The 16,104-nt window shown below is 72.2% G+C and carries 15 protein-coding genes and 1 CRISPR repeat array; of the genes, 9 read left to right on the top strand and 6 right to left on the bottom strand.

Annotated features, from left to right (window positions below):
- Positions 1 to 204 precede the first annotated feature (204 nt).
- The 3 genes from ACFZAX_RS08585 to ACFZAX_RS08595 form a co-directional block, all read right to left on the bottom strand.
- On the bottom strand, positions 205 to 1,545 hold the full coding sequence (locus ACFZAX_RS08585; protein ID WP_390960225.1) for a translation initiation factor IF-2: 1,341 nt from the start codon (positions 1,543 to 1,545) through the stop codon (positions 205 to 207).
- A gap of 390 nt (positions 1,546 to 1,935) precedes the next feature.
- Positions 1,936 to 2,259 carry a hypothetical protein gene (locus ACFZAX_RS08590; protein ID WP_390960226.1) on the bottom strand — a complete coding sequence of 108 codons (324 nt, stop codon included), beginning with the start codon at positions 2,257 to 2,259 and terminating at the stop codon, positions 1,936 to 1,938.
- A gap of 230 nt (positions 2,260 to 2,489) precedes the next feature.
- Positions 2,490 to 3,749 carry an MFS transporter gene (locus ACFZAX_RS08595; RefSeq protein ID WP_390960227.1) on the bottom strand — a complete coding sequence of 420 codons (1,260 nt, stop codon included), beginning with the start codon at positions 3,747 to 3,749 and terminating at the stop codon, positions 2,490 to 2,492.
- Between the two features lie 109 nt (positions 3,750 to 3,858).
- On the opposite strand from ACFZAX_RS08595, the gene ACFZAX_RS08600 reads away from it, so the two are divergent.
- The 6 genes from ACFZAX_RS08600 (at position 3,859) to ACFZAX_RS08625 (ending at position 9,672) form a co-directional block, all read left to right on the top strand.
- Positions 3,859 to 5,100, top strand: coding sequence for a helix-turn-helix domain-containing protein (locus tag ACFZAX_RS08600; protein WP_390960228.1), 1,242 nt, complete (start codon positions 3,859 to 3,861; stop codon positions 5,098 to 5,100).
- Positions 5,101 to 5,427: 327 nt separating this feature from the next.
- A complete protein-coding gene (locus ACFZAX_RS08605; RefSeq protein WP_390960229.1) occupies positions 5,428 to 5,658 on the top strand; it encodes a hypothetical protein in 231 nt (76 codons plus the stop codon).
- Position 5,659: 1 nt separating this feature from the next.
- Positions 5,660 to 6,359: a CRISPR direct-repeat array (repeat unit 29 nt; unit sequence GGGACCATCCCCGCACGCGCGGGGAGCAC).
- Between the two features lie 316 nt (positions 6,360 to 6,675).
- A complete protein-coding gene (locus ACFZAX_RS08610; protein WP_390960230.1) occupies positions 6,676 to 6,837 on the top strand; it encodes a hypothetical protein in 162 nt (53 codons plus the stop codon).
- Positions 6,838 to 7,039: 202 nt separating this feature from the next.
- Positions 7,040 to 7,768: an SMI1/KNR4 family protein gene (locus tag ACFZAX_RS08615; RefSeq protein WP_390960231.1), complete on the top strand. Its 729-nt coding sequence runs from the start codon at positions 7,040 to 7,042 to the stop codon at positions 7,766 to 7,768.
- 128 nt (positions 7,769 to 7,896) lie between these two features.
- Positions 7,897 to 8,763 (top strand): GyrI-like domain-containing protein, encoded by an 867-nt coding sequence (locus tag ACFZAX_RS08620; RefSeq protein ID WP_390960232.1) that lies wholly within the window; start codon positions 7,897 to 7,899, stop codon positions 8,761 to 8,763.
- Positions 8,764 to 8,889: 126 nt separating this feature from the next.
- Positions 8,890 to 9,672 carry a VanZ family protein gene (locus tag ACFZAX_RS08625; RefSeq protein WP_390960233.1) on the top strand — a complete coding sequence of 261 codons (783 nt, stop codon included), beginning with the start codon at positions 8,890 to 8,892 and terminating at the stop codon, positions 9,670 to 9,672.
- Positions 9,673 to 9,685: 13 nt separating this feature from the next.
- Here the strand turns inward: ACFZAX_RS08625 and ACFZAX_RS08630 are convergent, their stop codons facing one another.
- Positions 9,686 to 11,020, bottom strand: a complete 1,335-nt coding sequence (locus ACFZAX_RS08630; protein ID WP_390960234.1) for an MFS transporter — start codon at positions 11,018 to 11,020, stop codon at positions 9,686 to 9,688.
- A 229-nt stretch (positions 11,021 to 11,249) separates the two neighbouring features.
- Here ACFZAX_RS08630 and ACFZAX_RS08635 point away from each other — a divergent pair, with 229 nt between their 5' ends.
- From ACFZAX_RS08635 to ACFZAX_RS08645, 3 genes are all read left to right on the top strand, one after another.
- Positions 11,250 to 12,137 (top strand): response regulator, encoded by an 888-nt coding sequence (locus ACFZAX_RS08635; RefSeq protein ID WP_390960235.1) that lies wholly within the window; start codon positions 11,250 to 11,252, stop codon positions 12,135 to 12,137.
- A complete protein-coding gene (locus ACFZAX_RS08640) occupies positions 12,130 to 13,209 on the top strand; it encodes an ATP-binding protein (protein WP_390960236.1) in 1,080 nt (359 codons plus the stop codon). The genes ACFZAX_RS08635 and ACFZAX_RS08640 overlap by 8 nt, the downstream gene beginning before the upstream one ends.
- Positions 13,210 to 13,298: 89 nt before the next feature.
- A complete protein-coding gene (locus tag ACFZAX_RS08645; protein WP_390960237.1) occupies positions 13,299 to 13,733 on the top strand; it encodes a VOC family protein in 435 nt (144 codons plus the stop codon).
- Positions 13,734 to 13,896: 163 nt separating this feature from the next.
- On the opposite strand, the gene ACFZAX_RS08650 is transcribed toward ACFZAX_RS08645, so the two are convergent.
- Both ACFZAX_RS08650 and ACFZAX_RS08655 read right to left on the bottom strand, forming a co-directional pair.
- The gene (locus ACFZAX_RS08650) at positions 13,897 to 15,507 is read right to left on the bottom strand and encodes a cation acetate symporter (protein WP_390960238.1); all 1,611 of its coding nucleotides are present in this window, start codon (positions 15,505 to 15,507) and stop codon (positions 13,897 to 13,899) included.
- Positions 15,504 to 15,986: a DUF485 domain-containing protein gene (locus ACFZAX_RS08655; RefSeq protein WP_390960239.1), complete on the bottom strand. Its 483-nt coding sequence runs from the start codon at positions 15,984 to 15,986 to the stop codon at positions 15,504 to 15,506. The genes ACFZAX_RS08650 and ACFZAX_RS08655 overlap by 4 nt, the downstream gene beginning before the upstream one ends.
- Between the last annotated feature and the right edge of the window lie 118 nt (positions 15,987 to 16,104).

Consider the following 16,104-nt stretch of genomic DNA (forward strand, 5'->3'; position numbering starts at 1 on the left):
TGCCATGGCCCACCACGGCGTCACACGGTTGCTGGTCGTCAGCTCCAGCATCGCCGATCCCCGATAGCGGCCGAGCGGCGCGTACTTCTGGAACGAGGCGGTGAAGAAGTGGGAGGGGCGCAGCGCGCGGCGTGGCCGCTCCTCGCGCAGCCGTGCCCCCGGACGCCCGCCGGGGCGACGGGCAGCGGTTCCGCACCGGGCCGTTCAGGCGAGTGCGGGGGCTCCCGCCCATGGTTGCTTGCGGACCGGGATCCTGCGGCGCTTGGTGGGCGCGGCGGCCCTCGCTTCTTTGCTCTCGCGGAGAGCGTCGCGCATGGACGCGATCGAACCGGTGGCGGCGTCGGCGGTGTGGTCCGGTGCGGCGACGTCGCCTTCGGCACACTCCCGGCAGGAGCCCGGCTCGGGCGCCCGGAATGCGCGCTCGCATCCGCCGTCGCAGGTCTGCCAGGGCTGAAGTTGCGGCGCCGCACGCGGTAGTGGCGCCCCGATCGACGTACCGGGTAGTCCCGTTGCGACGGTTGGGGCGGGGCGTGACGACCCGGGGAGGGGCATGGGCTCGTCGCGGAGCCGGTAGCCGACGACGCGGGCCGGACGTGTGAGGAAGACTGCCGGGAGCCCGATCGTGAGGGTCTGGGTGATCGTCTCGGCGTCGATCCCATGGGCCAGCCAGGCGGCCACGCCGGGTGCCATCTCCTCGACTTCGCGGCGGGTGAAGACCAGCCTGGGGTCGACGATGCGCAGCGAGGCGAGGATCACGACGGCCATCGGGTCGACATCGGCGATGCCGAGTGGTGCGGGCTCCTTCACGCCGGTGTCCGTCTCGTCCGACTGGGGCGGAACGGCATCGGCCTTGGCGTCGGCCTTGGCGTCGGCATGGGCATGGGCATGGGCGTCGGCATCGGCGTTGCTGTCGGTGTCGGCCTGCCGTTCGTCCGCCGCGTTGGGAGGTGCGTCCGGGGCCGGTGCGGTCGGCATGTCGGCGGGCGGACGCGGGGCGGGCAGTACGGGGGCGGGCAGTGCCGGAGCGGACAGTGCCGGAGCGGGCAGTACCGGGGCGGGCAGTACCGGGGCAGGGATGGCGGATCCCTGCCGGCCCGTCGCGTCCGGCCCCGTCCCGTCCGAGCGCGGCTGGTCCAGCTCCGGCAGCTCCGAGCCCGTACGGTTTGGCGCCTCCCGCTCCGGAAGGTGCAGGCCCGGGACCGTACGGAAGTAGGTGCGGGTCCGGATGACGCCCCCGGCCCAACGCTCCTTGCGGCGCACCAGGTAACCCGCGTGCTCCAGCTCCCGCAGGGCCCGGGAGAGGGTGATCCGGCCCTCGTCGAAGTGGGCGCAGAGGGCGTCGACGGTCACGGGGGCACCGTCCGGCAGCGAGAGGATGTAGGCGCCGACGCCTACTGCGGCGGCGCTGCCCCGGCGTTGGGCCAGCGAGTTGTGCAGGATCGTGAAGTCGGAGGTCAGCCGGGTGCGGACATGGGTGACCCCGGATGTCGGGTGTGCGGGCCCGGAGTGGGCGCGCGGGGGCGCGATAAAGTCGGCTACAGCCATGGGGAAGTGTTGCCTTCCTGAGTGGTCAGACCCCCGGTCGGGATTGCAGTCCCGGACGGGGGTCGCTCTGTGTGTGAAGTCGATGCGCTGAACGTAACCGCCCGAACTGCCTCCGAGCAACCAAGTCACTCGCACGGGTGATGACAGGGAGGGGAGGGAGGGGGGTCAGTTCTTTCACCCAGTTCTTTCAGGAGTCCGCCGCCCCACCGGGGTACGGCGTACCGGCGTCCGGTGGAGCGACCGACGGCAGGCCGATGGCCGGTGAAGCTGGGCGAGTTGGGCGCACTGGTGCCGGGCGCGGCGTCGGTACGGGTGACGTACGGCGTCGGTACGGGCGGCGTCGGTACCGGCGACGTACGGCGTCGGTACGGGCGGCGGTGCGCGGTGGGCTCAGCGCCCCAGGCTTTCCGCGAACCCGGTGGCCCGCTCCAACTGGTGTGCGGTCAGCCGCCGTACGTCCCAGACCATGCCGCTCACTCCGTAAGGCGTGGGACAGGGGGATGGGGGCTCGGCGGGCATGAGGCCGGTCAGCGCTGCCAGGTCGGCGGCGGGAACATCGAGAACGGTACAGAAATCCGCGAGGAGTTCACCCGTCAGAGGGACGGTCCCGCGCCCGATCCCTCCATAGGTGGCGGGCGACCAGTAGCGTCCCGTCGCCACGAGGAACGTCCTGGCGGCAGCGGTCCACCCGACCGGACCCGGGGCGCTGCTCATGCGGCTGCTGAGGAACCGCAACCTCGGGTCCCCCGCCCTCACCTTCGCCGTCAAGTCCCGCCGACCGGCTCAACGCGGCGGCATCCATCCGCCTGCGTTCCATCAACCGGTCCAACAGGACCGCGAATTGCTCGCCTTCCGCCATCCGGGCAGCCCACGACCCGCCCCCGGCGGTCGGCCTGAGCATGCCGACACGTATGCGCGTGAAGGCCTGGCCGCCTACGGTTCGGTCATCCCGCCACCTCGGTGGCAACACCCTGCTGCGGCCGGGTCCGGACGCCCCGGCGGGCGAGCGGGGGCCCGGCAGCGCCCACCGCCGCGAAGAACAACGCCAGCAGCAGCCACCCCGTCGTGCCGAGGCCGAGCACCACCGTGGTGAGGATCGCGGGGGCGAGCGCCTGACCGGCGCTGAAGCCGAGGCCGAGGAGACCCTGGTACTGGCCCTGGGCGTGGTCGGGAGCGAGACCGAAGCCCAGGGCGAAGGCGGCCGAGGACTCCCAGACCTCCCCCAGGCTGTGGACGAAGATCGCGGCCAGCACCAGCCCCGCCGCCGCCCAGACCGGAGTGAACGCGGCCAGCGCCATCATCGGGCAGCTGACGAGGAAGAGAAGCCCCGCCGTGCGGAACGCCCTGCCACCGTCGTACGGGGTTTCGATACGCGAGCCGATGCGGGTCTGCATCAGCACGCAGAAGGCGGCGTTGACGGCGAAGAGCGCCGCCACCGTCCAACTCGGCGCCTCGGTGTGTCCGGAGATCCAGATCGGCAGGAGCAGCGAGACCACCGGATACTGCAGCCCCATGGCGCCGTAGAGGACGGTGAACGTCAGGAACGGGCGGTCCGCGAAAGCGAGCCGGCGACGCTGCAGGGGCGGTGCCGCCAGCACCGGATAGTGAGGCAGGAGGAGCAGCAGCACCGCGCACAGGGCGAAGCTCGCCGCGTTGCCGAGGATCAGCGTGACGTAGCCGCCACGGGTGTCGGCGGCCAACGCGAGGCCCGCGCCGACCGTTCCGAGAATGACGCCCAGGTTGACGAAGGTGCGCAGTTTCGCCCGGAACAGGGCCGGGCGCTCACCCCCGACCCGGGCCACGAGTGCGCCCCAGGCCGCCCCGCCCACCGCTGCGGCGATCTGGTCGACCGTCGCGATGACCGTGAGCGCGGCCCAGCTCTCGACGAGGACGAGCGCCGCCATCGACACCGCCTGGGCCGCGAGGGCCAGCATCATGATCGTGCGCGCCCCGCGCCGGTCGGCGAGATGCCCGCCGGGTATCCCCGCGCACAGGCCGACCACTCCGGCGATGGTGAGCGCGGCGCCCACCTGCGCTGCCGGCAGCCCCACGACCCGGGTGAAGTAGAGCGCCGACGCCGCGTTGAACAGGCCGTTGCCGACCCGGTTGGTGAAGCTGGCGGCGATCAGCACGCGCTCGGGCCTGCTGGCCCCCGCCATGCGGCGTATGCGGCCCATGCCTCCTGCCGAATGACCCTTGATCATGGGCGGCAGGCTAACAGCGGGTACGGAAACTGGGACTCCGCAGATCGGTCCGGAAGAGAGCTTGCGCTTTACCCCCGGGGCTTACTCTGACGGAGAGAGGTGGTGTCGCATGTCCGATGAACTCGCAGACAACCTGCGGAAATACCGCCGCGCTGCAGGGCTCAGCCAGGAGCAGCTCGCACACAGGTCGGGGATCTCGGTCGGGCCGGTCCGCAGGATCGAGCAGGGCGGTGACGGCGTCCGGATGGAGACGCTTCACGCCCTCGCTCGAACCCTCAAGGTGAAGACCTCCGACCTCATGGCCGCGGGCCCCCCGCGTCCGGTCCCGCACGATGATCCGAACAACCAGAACCTGCGTGAGCTACGCATCGCGCTGACACCCGCGCTCAGCCTCGCACCCTCTGGCGCGCCCGTCGGCGATGAGCCGGACCTGCGGCGCCTGACCCGCATGACGTACGACAACTCCGTTCTCTACTACGGGGACACCTACCAGAGCATCGCCGCCGATCTGCCCACGCTCATCAGGGCGGCGAACGACGCGGTGTCCTACTACGACTCCGGCGAGGAGCGCGCGAAAGCGCTGGTGTCGCGCTCGCAGGCGCTGAGCCTGGTCGCGCGGTACCTCACCCAGATCCGCCAATTCGATCTCGCCCACGTGGCTGCGCGGGGTGCCATCGAGGACGCGAAGGCGGCGGGGGACGACCTGGTGGCAGCTTCCGGGGTCGGCGCGATGTGCTGGCTGCTCATGCGGACCGAGCGGTTCGATGAGGCCGAGGACATCGCCGTGGCCACGATGGACATCGTCGAGCCGAAGATCATGGGGGCGACTCCCGACGAGTACGCGACGTGGGGTGGCCTGGCGATGGAGGCTGCCGCCGCGGCGGCGCGCAACAACCGCCCCAAAGAGGCTCGGGCGCTTCGCCGGGCCGCCGGCACCGCCGCAAAGGCGGTGGGGAAGACCCATCGCAACTTGTTGCGGCACTGGTCGATGTTCGGGCCGGTCACGGCCACGATGAAGGAGCTTGAGGACTACATGATCGCGGGCGACGCGCGCTCCGTGATCCGTCGCGCCCGCGAAGAGGCGAACCTCCAAGAGGAGCAGTGGAACCAGCTCGGGCGGCCCAGTACCAATGACGGCAACCGCTACCGGTTGGACCTGGCGCGCGCTCATGTCCGGACGGGCGACCCCACCGCCGCGATGGAGGAGCTGATCCACTTGGACGACATCGCGCCCGAGTGGTTCCGTCACCAGTCGTCCGCCTCGATCACCTTCGAGGAGATCACCAAAAAGCGCCGCACCCTCACCACGGAGATGCGTGAGGTCGGCTCCCATCTGGGCGTATTCGCCTGACTGCACCGTGTTGATGCACTTCTGACGACATGTCGAGCCAAGTGCATCGCTGCGCTACTGGCTGAGCCCAGTTGCAGATCGTAGCGTCGCGTTCATGGTGAGTAACCGGCAAGCTGAGTCGCGTATCGAGATCGGCTCGGTCATGAGGGACACGCGGACAGGGCGGGTCGGCATCATTGCCCGCTCCCCGGAGGGTCTGTTGCGCCTGCGCGCGCTGAACGGCGACAGTCATTGGGAAGTTGATCCCCTTCATCTGAGATCCGTGACTTCTGCGGAAGCGATGAGTGCCCGCGTCGCTGTCCGCAACTTCTGGTCAAGGAACCGGCGATGACGAGCCCGCGCGCCCAGGGGCGGGGCGAAGGCGCTATGAGCGAGAGGCCCGACGAGGAGACCGGCGAGACCCGCGCCGGGGTACAGGGACTTTCCCGCTCAGACGCATGCTCCGTTTGCCGTGACTTCGACTGGGCCGAGGAGGACGCCGAGCGGATGGGCGATCTGTCCACCGCGACCGACTGGCGGGTTCTGCGCAGACGGCATCAGAAGGCCGAGCATGCGTGAGCCGGTGTTCCCCGTGCGTGTGGGGAGCACGGCAGATGGCCCGTGCCGGTCTCGGTGATCCAGGGACCATCCCCGCACGCGCGGGGAGCACCAGGGCTCACGGCCGCTGTCGAGCAGTGCGGGGGGACCATCCCCGCACGCGCGGGGAGCACGCCGACACCCCCGCCGCCCTGCTCGAGGCCGCGGGACCATCCCCGCACGCGCGGGGAGCACCCGGCGTACTGGAACACCGACAGGTCCCACGAGGGACCATCCCCGCACGCGCGGGGAGCACGACGGGATGCGGAGCGCCCCTGCGCTGTGGTGGGGACCATCCCCGCACGCGCGGGGAGCACGCGGACAGCCGCTTGATCGCGTTCCGGACCACGGGACCATCCCCGCACGCGCGGGGAGCACTCCCGCTGGTACTTCTGCTCCACCCCGGCCTGGGGACCATCCCCGCACGCGCGGGGAGCACTAGCCGAGCATTTTCGGGTATCCACTCGAACCGGGACCATCCCCGCACGCGCGGGGAGCACGCGCGCTCCATGACGACCGCCCACCCGCCGGCGGGACCATCCCCGCACGCGCGGGGAGCACTCACTCCAAGAGCAAGGACGGGCACAGCAGGAGGGACCATCCCCGCACGCGCGGGGAGCACAAGGAGGCGTTGGACCTGATCGAGGCACTCGCGGGACCATCCCCGCACGCGCGGGGAGCACTCTTCCTGACCTGCGGCTTTACCCGAGAGAAGTGCGGTCCTGGGCCAACTTCACCGACTCGGACCTTACGGACATTGCCGCCATCCGAGCCCGCGCCCCGTTACCGGAACCCCAGTTCATCATGTCCCGCCCCACCGCGTCAGCCCACCTCGGCAGGAACGCCCACGCGCCGGACAGCGCCGAGCCCCCGACCCGACGCTGCCCGACACCCCCGGCGCACCGCTCCCCGGCGCGCCACTCCCCGGCCCACCCCCCGACACCACGGGCGGCACCGCCCCGGCGCTCCAGCACCCCCTCCCGCGCCCGGCTGTCCTGGGTGGCCGATCTGGTCGCCGACGTGCGTTGGGTGCCGCTGGACCAGGTGGAACTTGTCGCGGCCGGTCTTCTGACGCGGCGTATCCATCAGGCTGTGGCCGCGTCCGAGCATGGGCAGCATCCTCCGTTGCTGAATGGGCTGCCGGCCGCCTGGCGCGCGTGATGCGCCGTCCCGCAGCGACGGGGCGGGCCCTGCCGGCCTCGTAGTTCGGGTCGGCGGGGCCCGCCCGGCGCTCCGAGCCCCGCCCGGTCCCACCTGCGCCACCGGTCCGGCTGGTGCCGCTGATCCGACCGCACGGAAGCGGGACGCCGCACGACCAAGGACGGGCGCCCCGACACTGGACCCGGGCGGTAGCATCCCCCGGATGGTGGACGGCCCTGATGTCTCGGTGGCGCTGCGCGGCGGGGTACGTACGCGCGCGGACGCCTGGGACTTCGCGCGCTGGTTCGCCGATTCGTGGATGGGGCGCCCTCTGGAGTCGGTGGACGGAGTCAGCCAGGGCGAGTTGGCCTCCGTCGATGCCGAGTTGGGCTTCGATCTCCCGGCCGCCCTGCGTGAGGGGTACGCGCTGTTCGGGCGCCGCTCCGACCTGACCCGGCAGCAGGATCCCCTGCTTCCGGCACCAGGGCTCCACGTGGACGATGCCATGGGCGGAGTCCTGGTCTTCCGCGAGGAGAACCAGGGCTGCGCCCTCTGGGCCATTCCCCTGGCCGAGATCGACCAGGACGACCCGCCGGTCGTCGTGGAGTCGAGCGACGGCTGGATCCCGTTCCTCGACCGCATGTCCCTCGCGTGGGTCGAACTCGTCCTGAGCGAGTCGCTGTTCGGGGCGGACGACCTCCGTCTCTACGACGCGTGCGAGCTGCCGGACGCATCGCTGCCGTGCCTTCACGAGCGCTACGCCCGCGTGGACCTGCCCGACCATCCGATGTGGGCCTGCGAGGACGACTCGCCCGTGCGCTGGTACGCCGCGCCCGGTCGGCTCGTACGGAGGGACGGGGTGCGGGACCAGTCCTGGATCCACGCGCGTGGACGTACGGCAGCCGACCTCGAAGGGCTGCGGGAGGACCTCCCCGGCCCCTGGGTCCGCTGACGTCGGTCCGGCCGTACCCCCGGCGCCCGGCCGGCTCCCCGGACCCGACTCGATCGGGCACAGGATGTCGGGTCCGGTGCGAGGGGCTCCGCCTAGCGTCGTGAGCGTCAAGAGGAAGGGCACCGGACATGCTGGAGCGGCTGAACCAGGCCATGGAGCACATCGAGCTCCGTCTCGACCAGGCGATCGACGTGGCGGAGCTGGCCCGTACCGCGGCCACCTCGGAGTACCACCTGCGCCGGATGTTCTCCGCCCTGGCGGGGATGCCGCTGTCGGAGTACGTCCGCCGCCGCCGGCTCACCCTCGCGGGCGCGGAGGTGCTCGCGGGGCGGGAGACGCTGCTGGAGATCGCGGTGCGGTACGGCTACGGCTCGGGCGAGGCGTTCGCGCGGGCATTCCGGGCCATGCACGGCATCGGCCCGAGCGAGGCCCGGCGTACCGGCGCGGCGCTCGACTCCCAGTCCCGGATGTCCTTCCGCCTCACCGTCGAAGGAAGCAGCAGCATGCGCTACCGCGTCGTGGCCAAACCGGCCTTCACCGTCGTCGGGTTCAAGGCCCGGGTGCCCCTGGTCCACCTGGGACCGAACCAGGCGATCATCGACTTCGTGCGCGGGATCGACCCGCAGGCACTGGAGCACCTGGCGAAGCTCTCGGACCAGGAGCCGCACGGCGTCGTCGCGGTCTGCGACGACCTCGACCCCAGCCGCGCCGAGGGAACCGAACTCGACTACTACCAGGGCGTGGTCACCTCCGCGGACACCCCCGAGGGTGCGAGCGCCCTCGCCGTCCCGCCCGGCACCTGGGCGGTCTTCACCGCCTCCGGCCCGGCACCGCAGGCCATCCAGGAGCTCTGGCGGGACGTGTACACCGAGTGGTTCCCGTCGAACCCGTACCGCAGCCGCCCCGGCCCCGAGATTCTCCGCACCCGGATGTCGCCGGACCATACCGAGGCCGATGCCGAACTCTGGCTCCCGGTGGAAGCCGAGCGGGGCTGAACGCCGCTGACCGGAGGGGGCACCGACCGGAGGGGCGGGGCCGACCGGAGGGGGCGTCCCGGTGTATCGCGGGCGTATCGAAAACCGCATACACCCCGGCAACGGACGATCGTCTTCCCTGGGAGCATGACCCACCCTGCGTCCGCCGCATCCGTTTCCGCCTCGCCCGCCGAGCCGCCCGCCGAGCCGCCCGCCGAACTGCCCGCAGCCCCGCCCGCCGAACCGCCCGCAGCCCCGCCCCGGCGCGCTCGTCCCGGTACCGGCGGGATCGTTCTCCTCTGCGGGGCGGCCGTCATCCTGGCCGGTGGCGCGTTCGCGCTGCGGAGGATGCTGCTGATGTCCGCGTCGAGGTGCGTGGCCGGGAAGTGGCACGGCTGCTTCGACACCTTCAACGGTGTGGTGCTGATGACGCCGGTCCTGCTGCCGGTCGCCGTGCTGGTGGCGTGGGCCCTGGCGTGGCGCCGGAAGGCCGCCGGGGTCGCGGGGGCGTGGCGGAGGTCGCTGGCCGAGGTGGGCATGGTCCACGGGACGGTGCCGTTCCTGTGGCTGACGATGATGCCGGGCGCCGGGGCGGGAGTGGTCCCGGGCCGGATGAGCCTGGTGCCGCTGCGGGACCTCGCCACCATGGGCGTGCTCGGGATCACCGGAAACCTGCTGGTCTTCGCGTCGCTGGGGTTCTTCGCCCCGGTGCGGTTCACGGCGATGGCGTCCGTACCGCGCGTACTGGCGCTCGGGGCGGGCTGCTCGGTGTTGGTCGAGACCGCGCAGTACGTCCTGCGACTGGACCGGGTCTCCTCCGTGGACGACGTACTGGTCAACACCGTCGGAGCCGTACTCGCCGGGCTGGCGTCGCGCCGCTGGTGGCGTACCGGTCCTGCCCGTCGCACCGTACGCACCGGCACCTCCTGACCGGGGCAGGAACTCAGCGGGCCGGCAGCCCCGTGCGGTCGTTGCGGAGCGGCGCGGAGGCCAGGCCCGCGAGGCCCGCGCCGATCAGCAGGACGGCACCGGTGACCAGTACGGCCCCGGCACCCGCGAGGTCCACCCCGGTGCCGAACACGTTGTTCATGAGGAGCAGGGCCAGGCTCTGTACGAGTACGAGAACCGCCTGCACGCGGGAGAGATGGCTCTCCGGAGCCGACGCCAGGACCAGCGGCCCGATGTGGGCGGAGAACAGGCCGTTACCGGCCCCGATGACCAGGCCGGCCACCACCGCCACCGGTGCGCCGGGCGCGAGGGCCAGCGCCAGCACCCCCGCACCGGCCAGCACGAGCGCGCCCGCCGACACCAGACCCGGCCGTCCCAGCGGACCGCGTCTCACCACCGCCAGGGTGATCACCACCATGCCCACGCCCTGCGCACCGATCACCAGCCCCGCGCCCGACGCGCCCCACCCCCGCTCACGCGCGAGCAGGGGCAGCAGCAGCGACAGCACGGGCAGCAGGAACCCCGCCGCGAACCCGGTGAGGCAGAGAGCCGGGCGCAGCACGGGATGGGCGAAGGCGACCCGTATACCGTCCACGGCCTCCTTGAGGATGTGGGCGGAGGGCCCCGGGGCGCGCGCCGGCCCCCGGTGACGCGGGCGGACGGCCAGCAGGACGACCAGGGTGAGGGCGAACGTACCGGCGTCGACCAGAGCCGCACCGGCGAGCCCGGCGAGCCCGACGAGCGCGCCGCCCAGCGGCCCGCCGCCCATGGCGACCACCTGGCCGCCGACCTGGCGCAGCGACAACGCCCTCGGCAGCTCCTCCTCGTCCACCAGCCGACGCGGCATGGACCCCGAGGCCGGCAGGTAGAAGGCGTCGACGACACCGATCGCGACGCCGGTCGCCACCAGCAGCCACGGCGGAGTACCCAGACGGAAGGCGAGGGCCGCCAGAACGAGGGTGAAGGCCAGCATGGCCGCGTCGCCCGTGATCAGCACCCGGCGCGCGCTGACCCGGTCGCCCACCGCGCCCCCGACCAGGAGGAGCAGGACACGGGGAAGGGTGATCGCGCTCAGGGCGAGGCCCGCGACCCCGCCGCCGTGCGCCCCGGCGGCCCAGCCGAGCGCGAAGTAGAGGACCGAGTTGCCCACGAGCGAGGTCAGGATGCCGACGAGCCACCACAGGTACGCGCGCGGGAGCGGCGGACGGTGCCGCGCGCCCTCCTCGCTGTCCCGCAGGCGCGGAACTTCGCCCTCCCGGGCACGCTGATCGCCGTCCCGTGCGGGCGCGGCGTCGCCGGCGGGCGCGGGGGACTCAACCTCGGCCGACATCCGGGCCCCCGATCATCCGTTGGACGGCGATGCTGATCACGCGAGCGACCCTCCCACACGGCACTGACAACCGGCCCCGGCAGCGGTCCTACCAGCAGTTCTGCGACCGGCCCCGTAACTCCGGTCCGACCGGCCCCGTAACTCCGGTCCGACCTGCGCCGCCGACGTCCGCCGACGTCCGCCGACGTCCGCCGACGTCCGCCGAGGGGCGGCTCGTAGGCTTCGGGGCATGCGTGTGCTGATCGTGGAGGACGAGCCCTACCTGGCCGAAGCCGTCCGGGACGGCCTCCGGCTGGAGGCGATCGCGGCCGACATCGCCGGGGACGGCGACTCGGCCCTCGAACTGCTGAGCGTCAACTCCTACGACCTAGGGCGTGTATCGAAAGTCCCGCCTGTCCGACGGCGCCCGGCACGCACGCTCGCCGCGTTGTCGGGATCACCCCGATACATCCAGTATCGGGGCGACCCTCCGCCTTGCGATCGCACGCACCGGACGTCGCCGGACCCGCCCTCCGGGCGAACGGCGCCACTTTCGACACACGCCCTAGCCGTCCTGGACCGCGACATCCCCGGCCCGTCCGGCGACGAGGTCGCCCGGCGCATCGTCGCCTCCGGCAGCGGCATGCCGATCCTCATGCTCACCGCGGCGGACCGGATCGACGACAAGGCCTCCGGGTTCGGGCTCGGCGCCGACGACTACCTCACCAAACCGTTCGAGCTGCGGGAGCTGGTCCTGCGGCTGCGGGCGCTCGACCGGCGTCGCGCGTACACCCGGCCGCCGGTCAGCGAGATCGCGGGACTCCGGCTCGACCCCTTCCGCCGGGAGGTCTTCCGGGACGGGCGCCACGTGGCCCTCACCCGGAAGCAGTTCGCCGTGCTCGAAGTCCTGGTCGCCGCCGGGGGTGGTGTCATCAGCGCCGAGGAGCTGCTGGGGCGGGCCTGGGACGAGAACGCCGACCCCTTCACCAACGCCGTCCGCATCACCGTGTCCGCGCTGCGCAAGCGTCTCGGCGAACCCTGGCTCATCGCCACCGTGCCCGGCGTCGGCTACCGGATCGCGCCCCGTGCACAGGCCCCGGGCCCCGACACTCCCGCTTCCGGCGGGACCCGTGCGTAGACGGCAGGGGCTCAGCGCCCGGCTGAAACTCACCCTCAGCTACGCCGGATTCATCCTCCTCGCGGGTGCCCTCCTGCTGGCCGTGGTGTGGGGGTACGTGCTGCGCTACCTCCCCGACAACGACCGGGGCCTGCTCGGGATCAACCCGAACCGCTCGGTCGTCCTGCACGTCTTCGTCCCCGCCGCCGCCTCGGCTCTCGCCCTCCTCCTCGTCTTCGGCCTGGCAGGGGGATGGTTCCTGGCCGGGCGGATGCTCGCACCCCTCACCCGGATCACGGCAGCCGCCCGGACCGCCGCGCGGGGGTCGCTCTCCCACCGGATCGCGATGGAGGGGAGGCAGGACGAGTTCCGCGAACTCGCCGAAGCCTTCGACACCATGCTCGAACGGCTGGAGAACCACGTCGCCGAGGAGCAGCGGTTCGCCGCGAACGCCTCGCACGAGCTGCGTACCCCGCTGGCCATCTCCAAGGCGCTGCTCGACGTCGCGCGCACCGACCCGATGGGGGACCGGCGCGAACTCGTCGAGCGCCTCCACACCGTCAACACCCGGGCCATCGACCTCACCGAGGCCCTCCTGCTGCTCAGCCGGGGCGACCGCAAGGACTTCGCCCGCGAGTCCGTCGACCTCTCCCTCCTCGCCGAGGAGGCCGCCGAGACACTGCTCCCCCTCGCCGAACAGCGCGGGATCACGCTCGACGCCACCGGCAGGCCCGCCCAGGTCTCCGGCTCCGCGACGCTGCTGCTGCGGGTGGTGACCAACCTCGTCCAGAACGCCGTCGTCCACAACCTCCCCTCCGGCGGCACCGTCACCGTCCACACCGGGACGCGGAACGGTACGAGCGTGCTGCGGGTGGAGAACACGGGCGATCCGCTCCCCCCGGAGCTGGTCCCGACTCTCACCGAACCCTTCCGGCGCGGGACGGAGCGCGTACGCACCGACGAACACGCGGGCGTCGGCCTCGGGCTCGCCCTCGTGGCGAGCGTGGTCCGCGCCCACGACGGGACCCTCGGTCTCGCCCCGCGCCCGTCCGGCGGGCTCGTCGTCACGGTCCGGCTGCCCGGGACGCCGTGAGCGGCCGTGGGCGTCCCCACGAAAAGGCCTGGCAACGCGCCGAGTTGACAGTGATCCGACCACGACAGGGCTCCGATAGCGTGACGCCCATGGAACAGCGCATCAGTATCGTCACCTTGGGCGTCACCGATCTCGCGCGTGCGCGGACCTTCTACGAGGCCCTGGGCTGGGAGGGACAGACGGTCCAGGACACGGTCTTCTACCAGGCGGGCGGCCTCGCGGTCGTGCTGTGGTCCCGTGCGAAGCTCGCGGCCGACTGCGGCGTCGAAGACCGTGGTCCGGGCGGCTTCGGCGGGATCGCCCTCGCCCAGAACCTCCGGTCGCCCGAGGAGGTCGACGCGCTCCTGGCCACGGCGGAGCGCGCCGGTGCCACCGTCACCCGCCCCGCCGCGACGACGTTCTACGGCGGCTACGCGGGCGTTTTCACCGACCCCGAGGGCCACGCCTGGGAAGTCGCGCACAACCCGGGGTTCACGCTCGCCGAGGACGGCTCACTCGTCCTCCCCGACTTCGACAACGTCTGACCCCGACCCCGACCCCGACCCCGACCCCGACGCTGAACCCGTCCCCGTCCCCGTCCCCGACCCCGACCCCGACGCTGACGCCGAACCCGTCCCCGACGCGGACGCCCGCCCCCGGCTCCGGGCCCGCCCCCCGCCCCCGGCCCGGCAGCCCCCGGCGCGCGGTTCACCGCCGCGTCGCCGGAGGCGCCCCGGCCAGGATCCACGGCTCGACCTGCTCGTAGCGACGGCGCTCCTCGGCTGCGGGACGGCGGCCGAGGACCGTACCCAGCCAGCCCGCGAGGAAGCCGATCGGGATGGAGACCAGACCGGTCGTCGTGTACGGGAACCAGTTCGCGTCCACGTCCGGGAAGACCGCCCCCGGGGTCCCGGAGACCAGGTTGGTGCCGGACATCAGGACCACCACCCCGGTGGTGCCCACGATCAGGGTGCAGAGCAGCCCGGTACGGGTGAACCGCCGCCAGAACAGGCTGTAGAGGAGCGCCGGAGCCAGCGCCGAGGCACCGACGCAGAACGAGAAGATCGCCAGCGCCTGCACGTTCCAGTGGCGGGCGACGACCGCGAGCACCGTGGCGAGGACGCCGACGCCGATCGCCGCGCCCTGGGCGGTCATGATCTCGGTACGCGGGGCGGGAGCCGGCCGGTCCCTGCCGGGCAGACCGTGCGCGAAGAGGTCGTGGGCGAGGGAGTTGGCGCAGGCCAGGGTCATCCCGGCGACCGAGGCGAGCAGGGTCAGGAAGATCGCCGTGGTCATCGTCGTGGCGATCAGCGCCCCGGTGCGGCCTCCGCCCGCGACGACGCTGCTCACCTGGAGGATCGCGCTGCTGCCCTGGTTGCCGCCCGCCGCGATCGCGCCGTGGCCGACGAGTGCGGCGGCACCGAACCCGATCACGGTCAGGAACACGCAGACGAGGACCACCGCCGACACCGCCCAGGAGAGCGAACGGCGCACCGCCCGCGCGCTGTTGACGCTCGCCATCCGCATGATGATGTGCGGCAGGCAGGCTGCGCCGAGCACCACGGTCAGCTCCGAGCTGATCATGTCGAGGTCGTCGCCCCCGAACTGGAGCCCCGCCCGCAGATACGCGTCCCCGGCCCCACTGCGCCGCTGGGCGGCGGCGAGCAGGGCACCGGTGTCCCAGTGGAAGCGGTCCAGGATCAGTACGGAGATGAGCAGCCCCGCCCCGAGGAGCGTCACGGTCTTCATGATCTGGATCAGGGCGGTGGAGCGCATCCCGCCGATCGCCGCGTAGCTGATCATCACGGTGCCGACGGCGGCGATCGCCCCGGTGCGGAACCCGGAGCTGTCGAACCCGAGGATGAACGCCAGGAGGTCGCCGCTGCCCGCCAGTTGGACCGCCATGAACGGTACGAGGGCGACGAGTGTGACCGTGCAGGCGGTGATGCGTACGGCGCGGCCGGGGGAGCGGCGGGCGAGTACGTCGCCCAGGGTGAACCGGCCCGCGTTGCGCAGGGGTTCGGCCAGCAGGAACATCAGCAGCACGAGCGAGAGGACCGTGCTCAGCACCAGGACCAGCCCGTCGTGCCCGGTGAGCGCGATGATGCCGGTGGTGCTGAGGACGGTGGCGGCGGAGAGGTAATCCCCGGCGATGGCAAGACCGTGGCGGAGCGGCGCGAGATTGCCGTACCCGGTGTAGAACTCCTCCAGGTTGTCCCGGCCGGGACCGGCCAGCACGCAGAGCAGCAGCACGATCGTGGCGACGGCGATGAACACCACGAGGGACATCGCCTGCGCGGAGTCGTCGAAGCCGGTCATCGGCCTTCTCCCCAACTGCTCGGCCGGACAGGGGAGTCGGTGTGCCGGGCGCGCTGGCGCAGTTCGGCGGCGAGCGGGTCGACGGTGCGGCGGGCGGTGCGCTCGTACAGCACCAGGGAGAGCAGCGCGATGGGAAGTTGGACCAGCGCGAACAGCAGCCCGAGGGTGAGCCCGCCGAAGCCGGCGTGCCGGCCCATCAGCCCGGGGGCGTACGCGGAGAGCAGCAGGAACACCGTGAAGTAGCCGAGCGCGGTGACCGTGGAGACCTGGCGCAGCACCCGGTACGAGGTGCGCAGCCGCCGCAGGTCGCGGTGGCGCCCCGGCGCCTGCGAGCGGGAGCCGGCCGTCACGGGGATACGTGCCACCGGGGACGCCGGAGGCGGTGAGCTCTGCCACGGGAGCAGGTAGTCCCGCTGGAACGGCGGCGGTGGCGGGGGTAGTTCGTGGGGCTCGCGGGGCTCGTGGTGCGCGTGGGACATGGGTGATGCTGCTCCTTGCATGAGCCGGTACGAGGGGGACTGCAAGGCACGCGAACGGGACTGGTGGTGGCATCGTGGCGACGTTGATCGCAGGGAGACAGCGATTGGCAAAAATTGG

The sequence above is a fragment of the Streptomyces sp. NPDC008125 genome (assembly GCF_042957125.1).
Classification (GTDB): domain Bacteria; phylum Actinomycetota; class Actinomycetes; order Streptomycetales; family Streptomycetaceae; genus Streptomyces.

Coding starts and splice junctions, on each gene's coding strand:
- ACFZAX_RS08585 (WP_390960225.1), bottom strand. CDS start 1,545: ATGGCTGTAGCCGACTTTATCGCGCCCCCGCGCGCCCACTCCGGGCCC.
- ACFZAX_RS08590 (WP_390960226.1), bottom strand. CDS start 2,259: ATGAGCAGCGCCCCGGGTCCGGTCGGGTGGACCGCTGCCGCCAGGACG.
- ACFZAX_RS08595 (WP_390960227.1), bottom strand. CDS start 3,749: ATGATCAAGGGTCATTCGGCAGGAGGCATGGGCCGCATACGCCGCATG.
- ACFZAX_RS08600 (WP_390960228.1), top strand. CDS start 3,859: ATGTCCGATGAACTCGCAGACAACCTGCGGAAATACCGCCGCGCTGCA.
- ACFZAX_RS08605 (WP_390960229.1), top strand. CDS start 5,428: ATGACGAGCCCGCGCGCCCAGGGGCGGGGCGAAGGCGCTATGAGCGAG.
- ACFZAX_RS08615 (WP_390960231.1), top strand. CDS start 7,040: ATGGTGGACGGCCCTGATGTCTCGGTGGCGCTGCGCGGCGGGGTACGT.
- ACFZAX_RS08620 (WP_390960232.1), top strand. CDS start 7,897: ATGCTGGAGCGGCTGAACCAGGCCATGGAGCACATCGAGCTCCGTCTC.
- ACFZAX_RS08625 (WP_390960233.1), top strand. CDS start 8,890: ATGACCCACCCTGCGTCCGCCGCATCCGTTTCCGCCTCGCCCGCCGAG.
- ACFZAX_RS08630 (WP_390960234.1), bottom strand. CDS start 11,020: ATGTCGGCCGAGGTTGAGTCCCCCGCGCCCGCCGGCGACGCCGCGCCC.
- ACFZAX_RS08635 (WP_390960235.1), top strand. CDS start 11,250: ATGCGTGTGCTGATCGTGGAGGACGAGCCCTACCTGGCCGAAGCCGTC.
- ACFZAX_RS08645 (WP_390960237.1), top strand. CDS start 13,299: ATGGAACAGCGCATCAGTATCGTCACCTTGGGCGTCACCGATCTCGCG.
- ACFZAX_RS08650 (WP_390960238.1), bottom strand. CDS start 15,507: ATGACCGGCTTCGACGACTCCGCGCAGGCGATGTCCCTCGTGGTGTTC.
- ACFZAX_RS08655 (WP_390960239.1), bottom strand. CDS start 15,986: ATGTCCCACGCGCACCACGAGCCCCGCGAGCCCCACGAACTACCCCCG.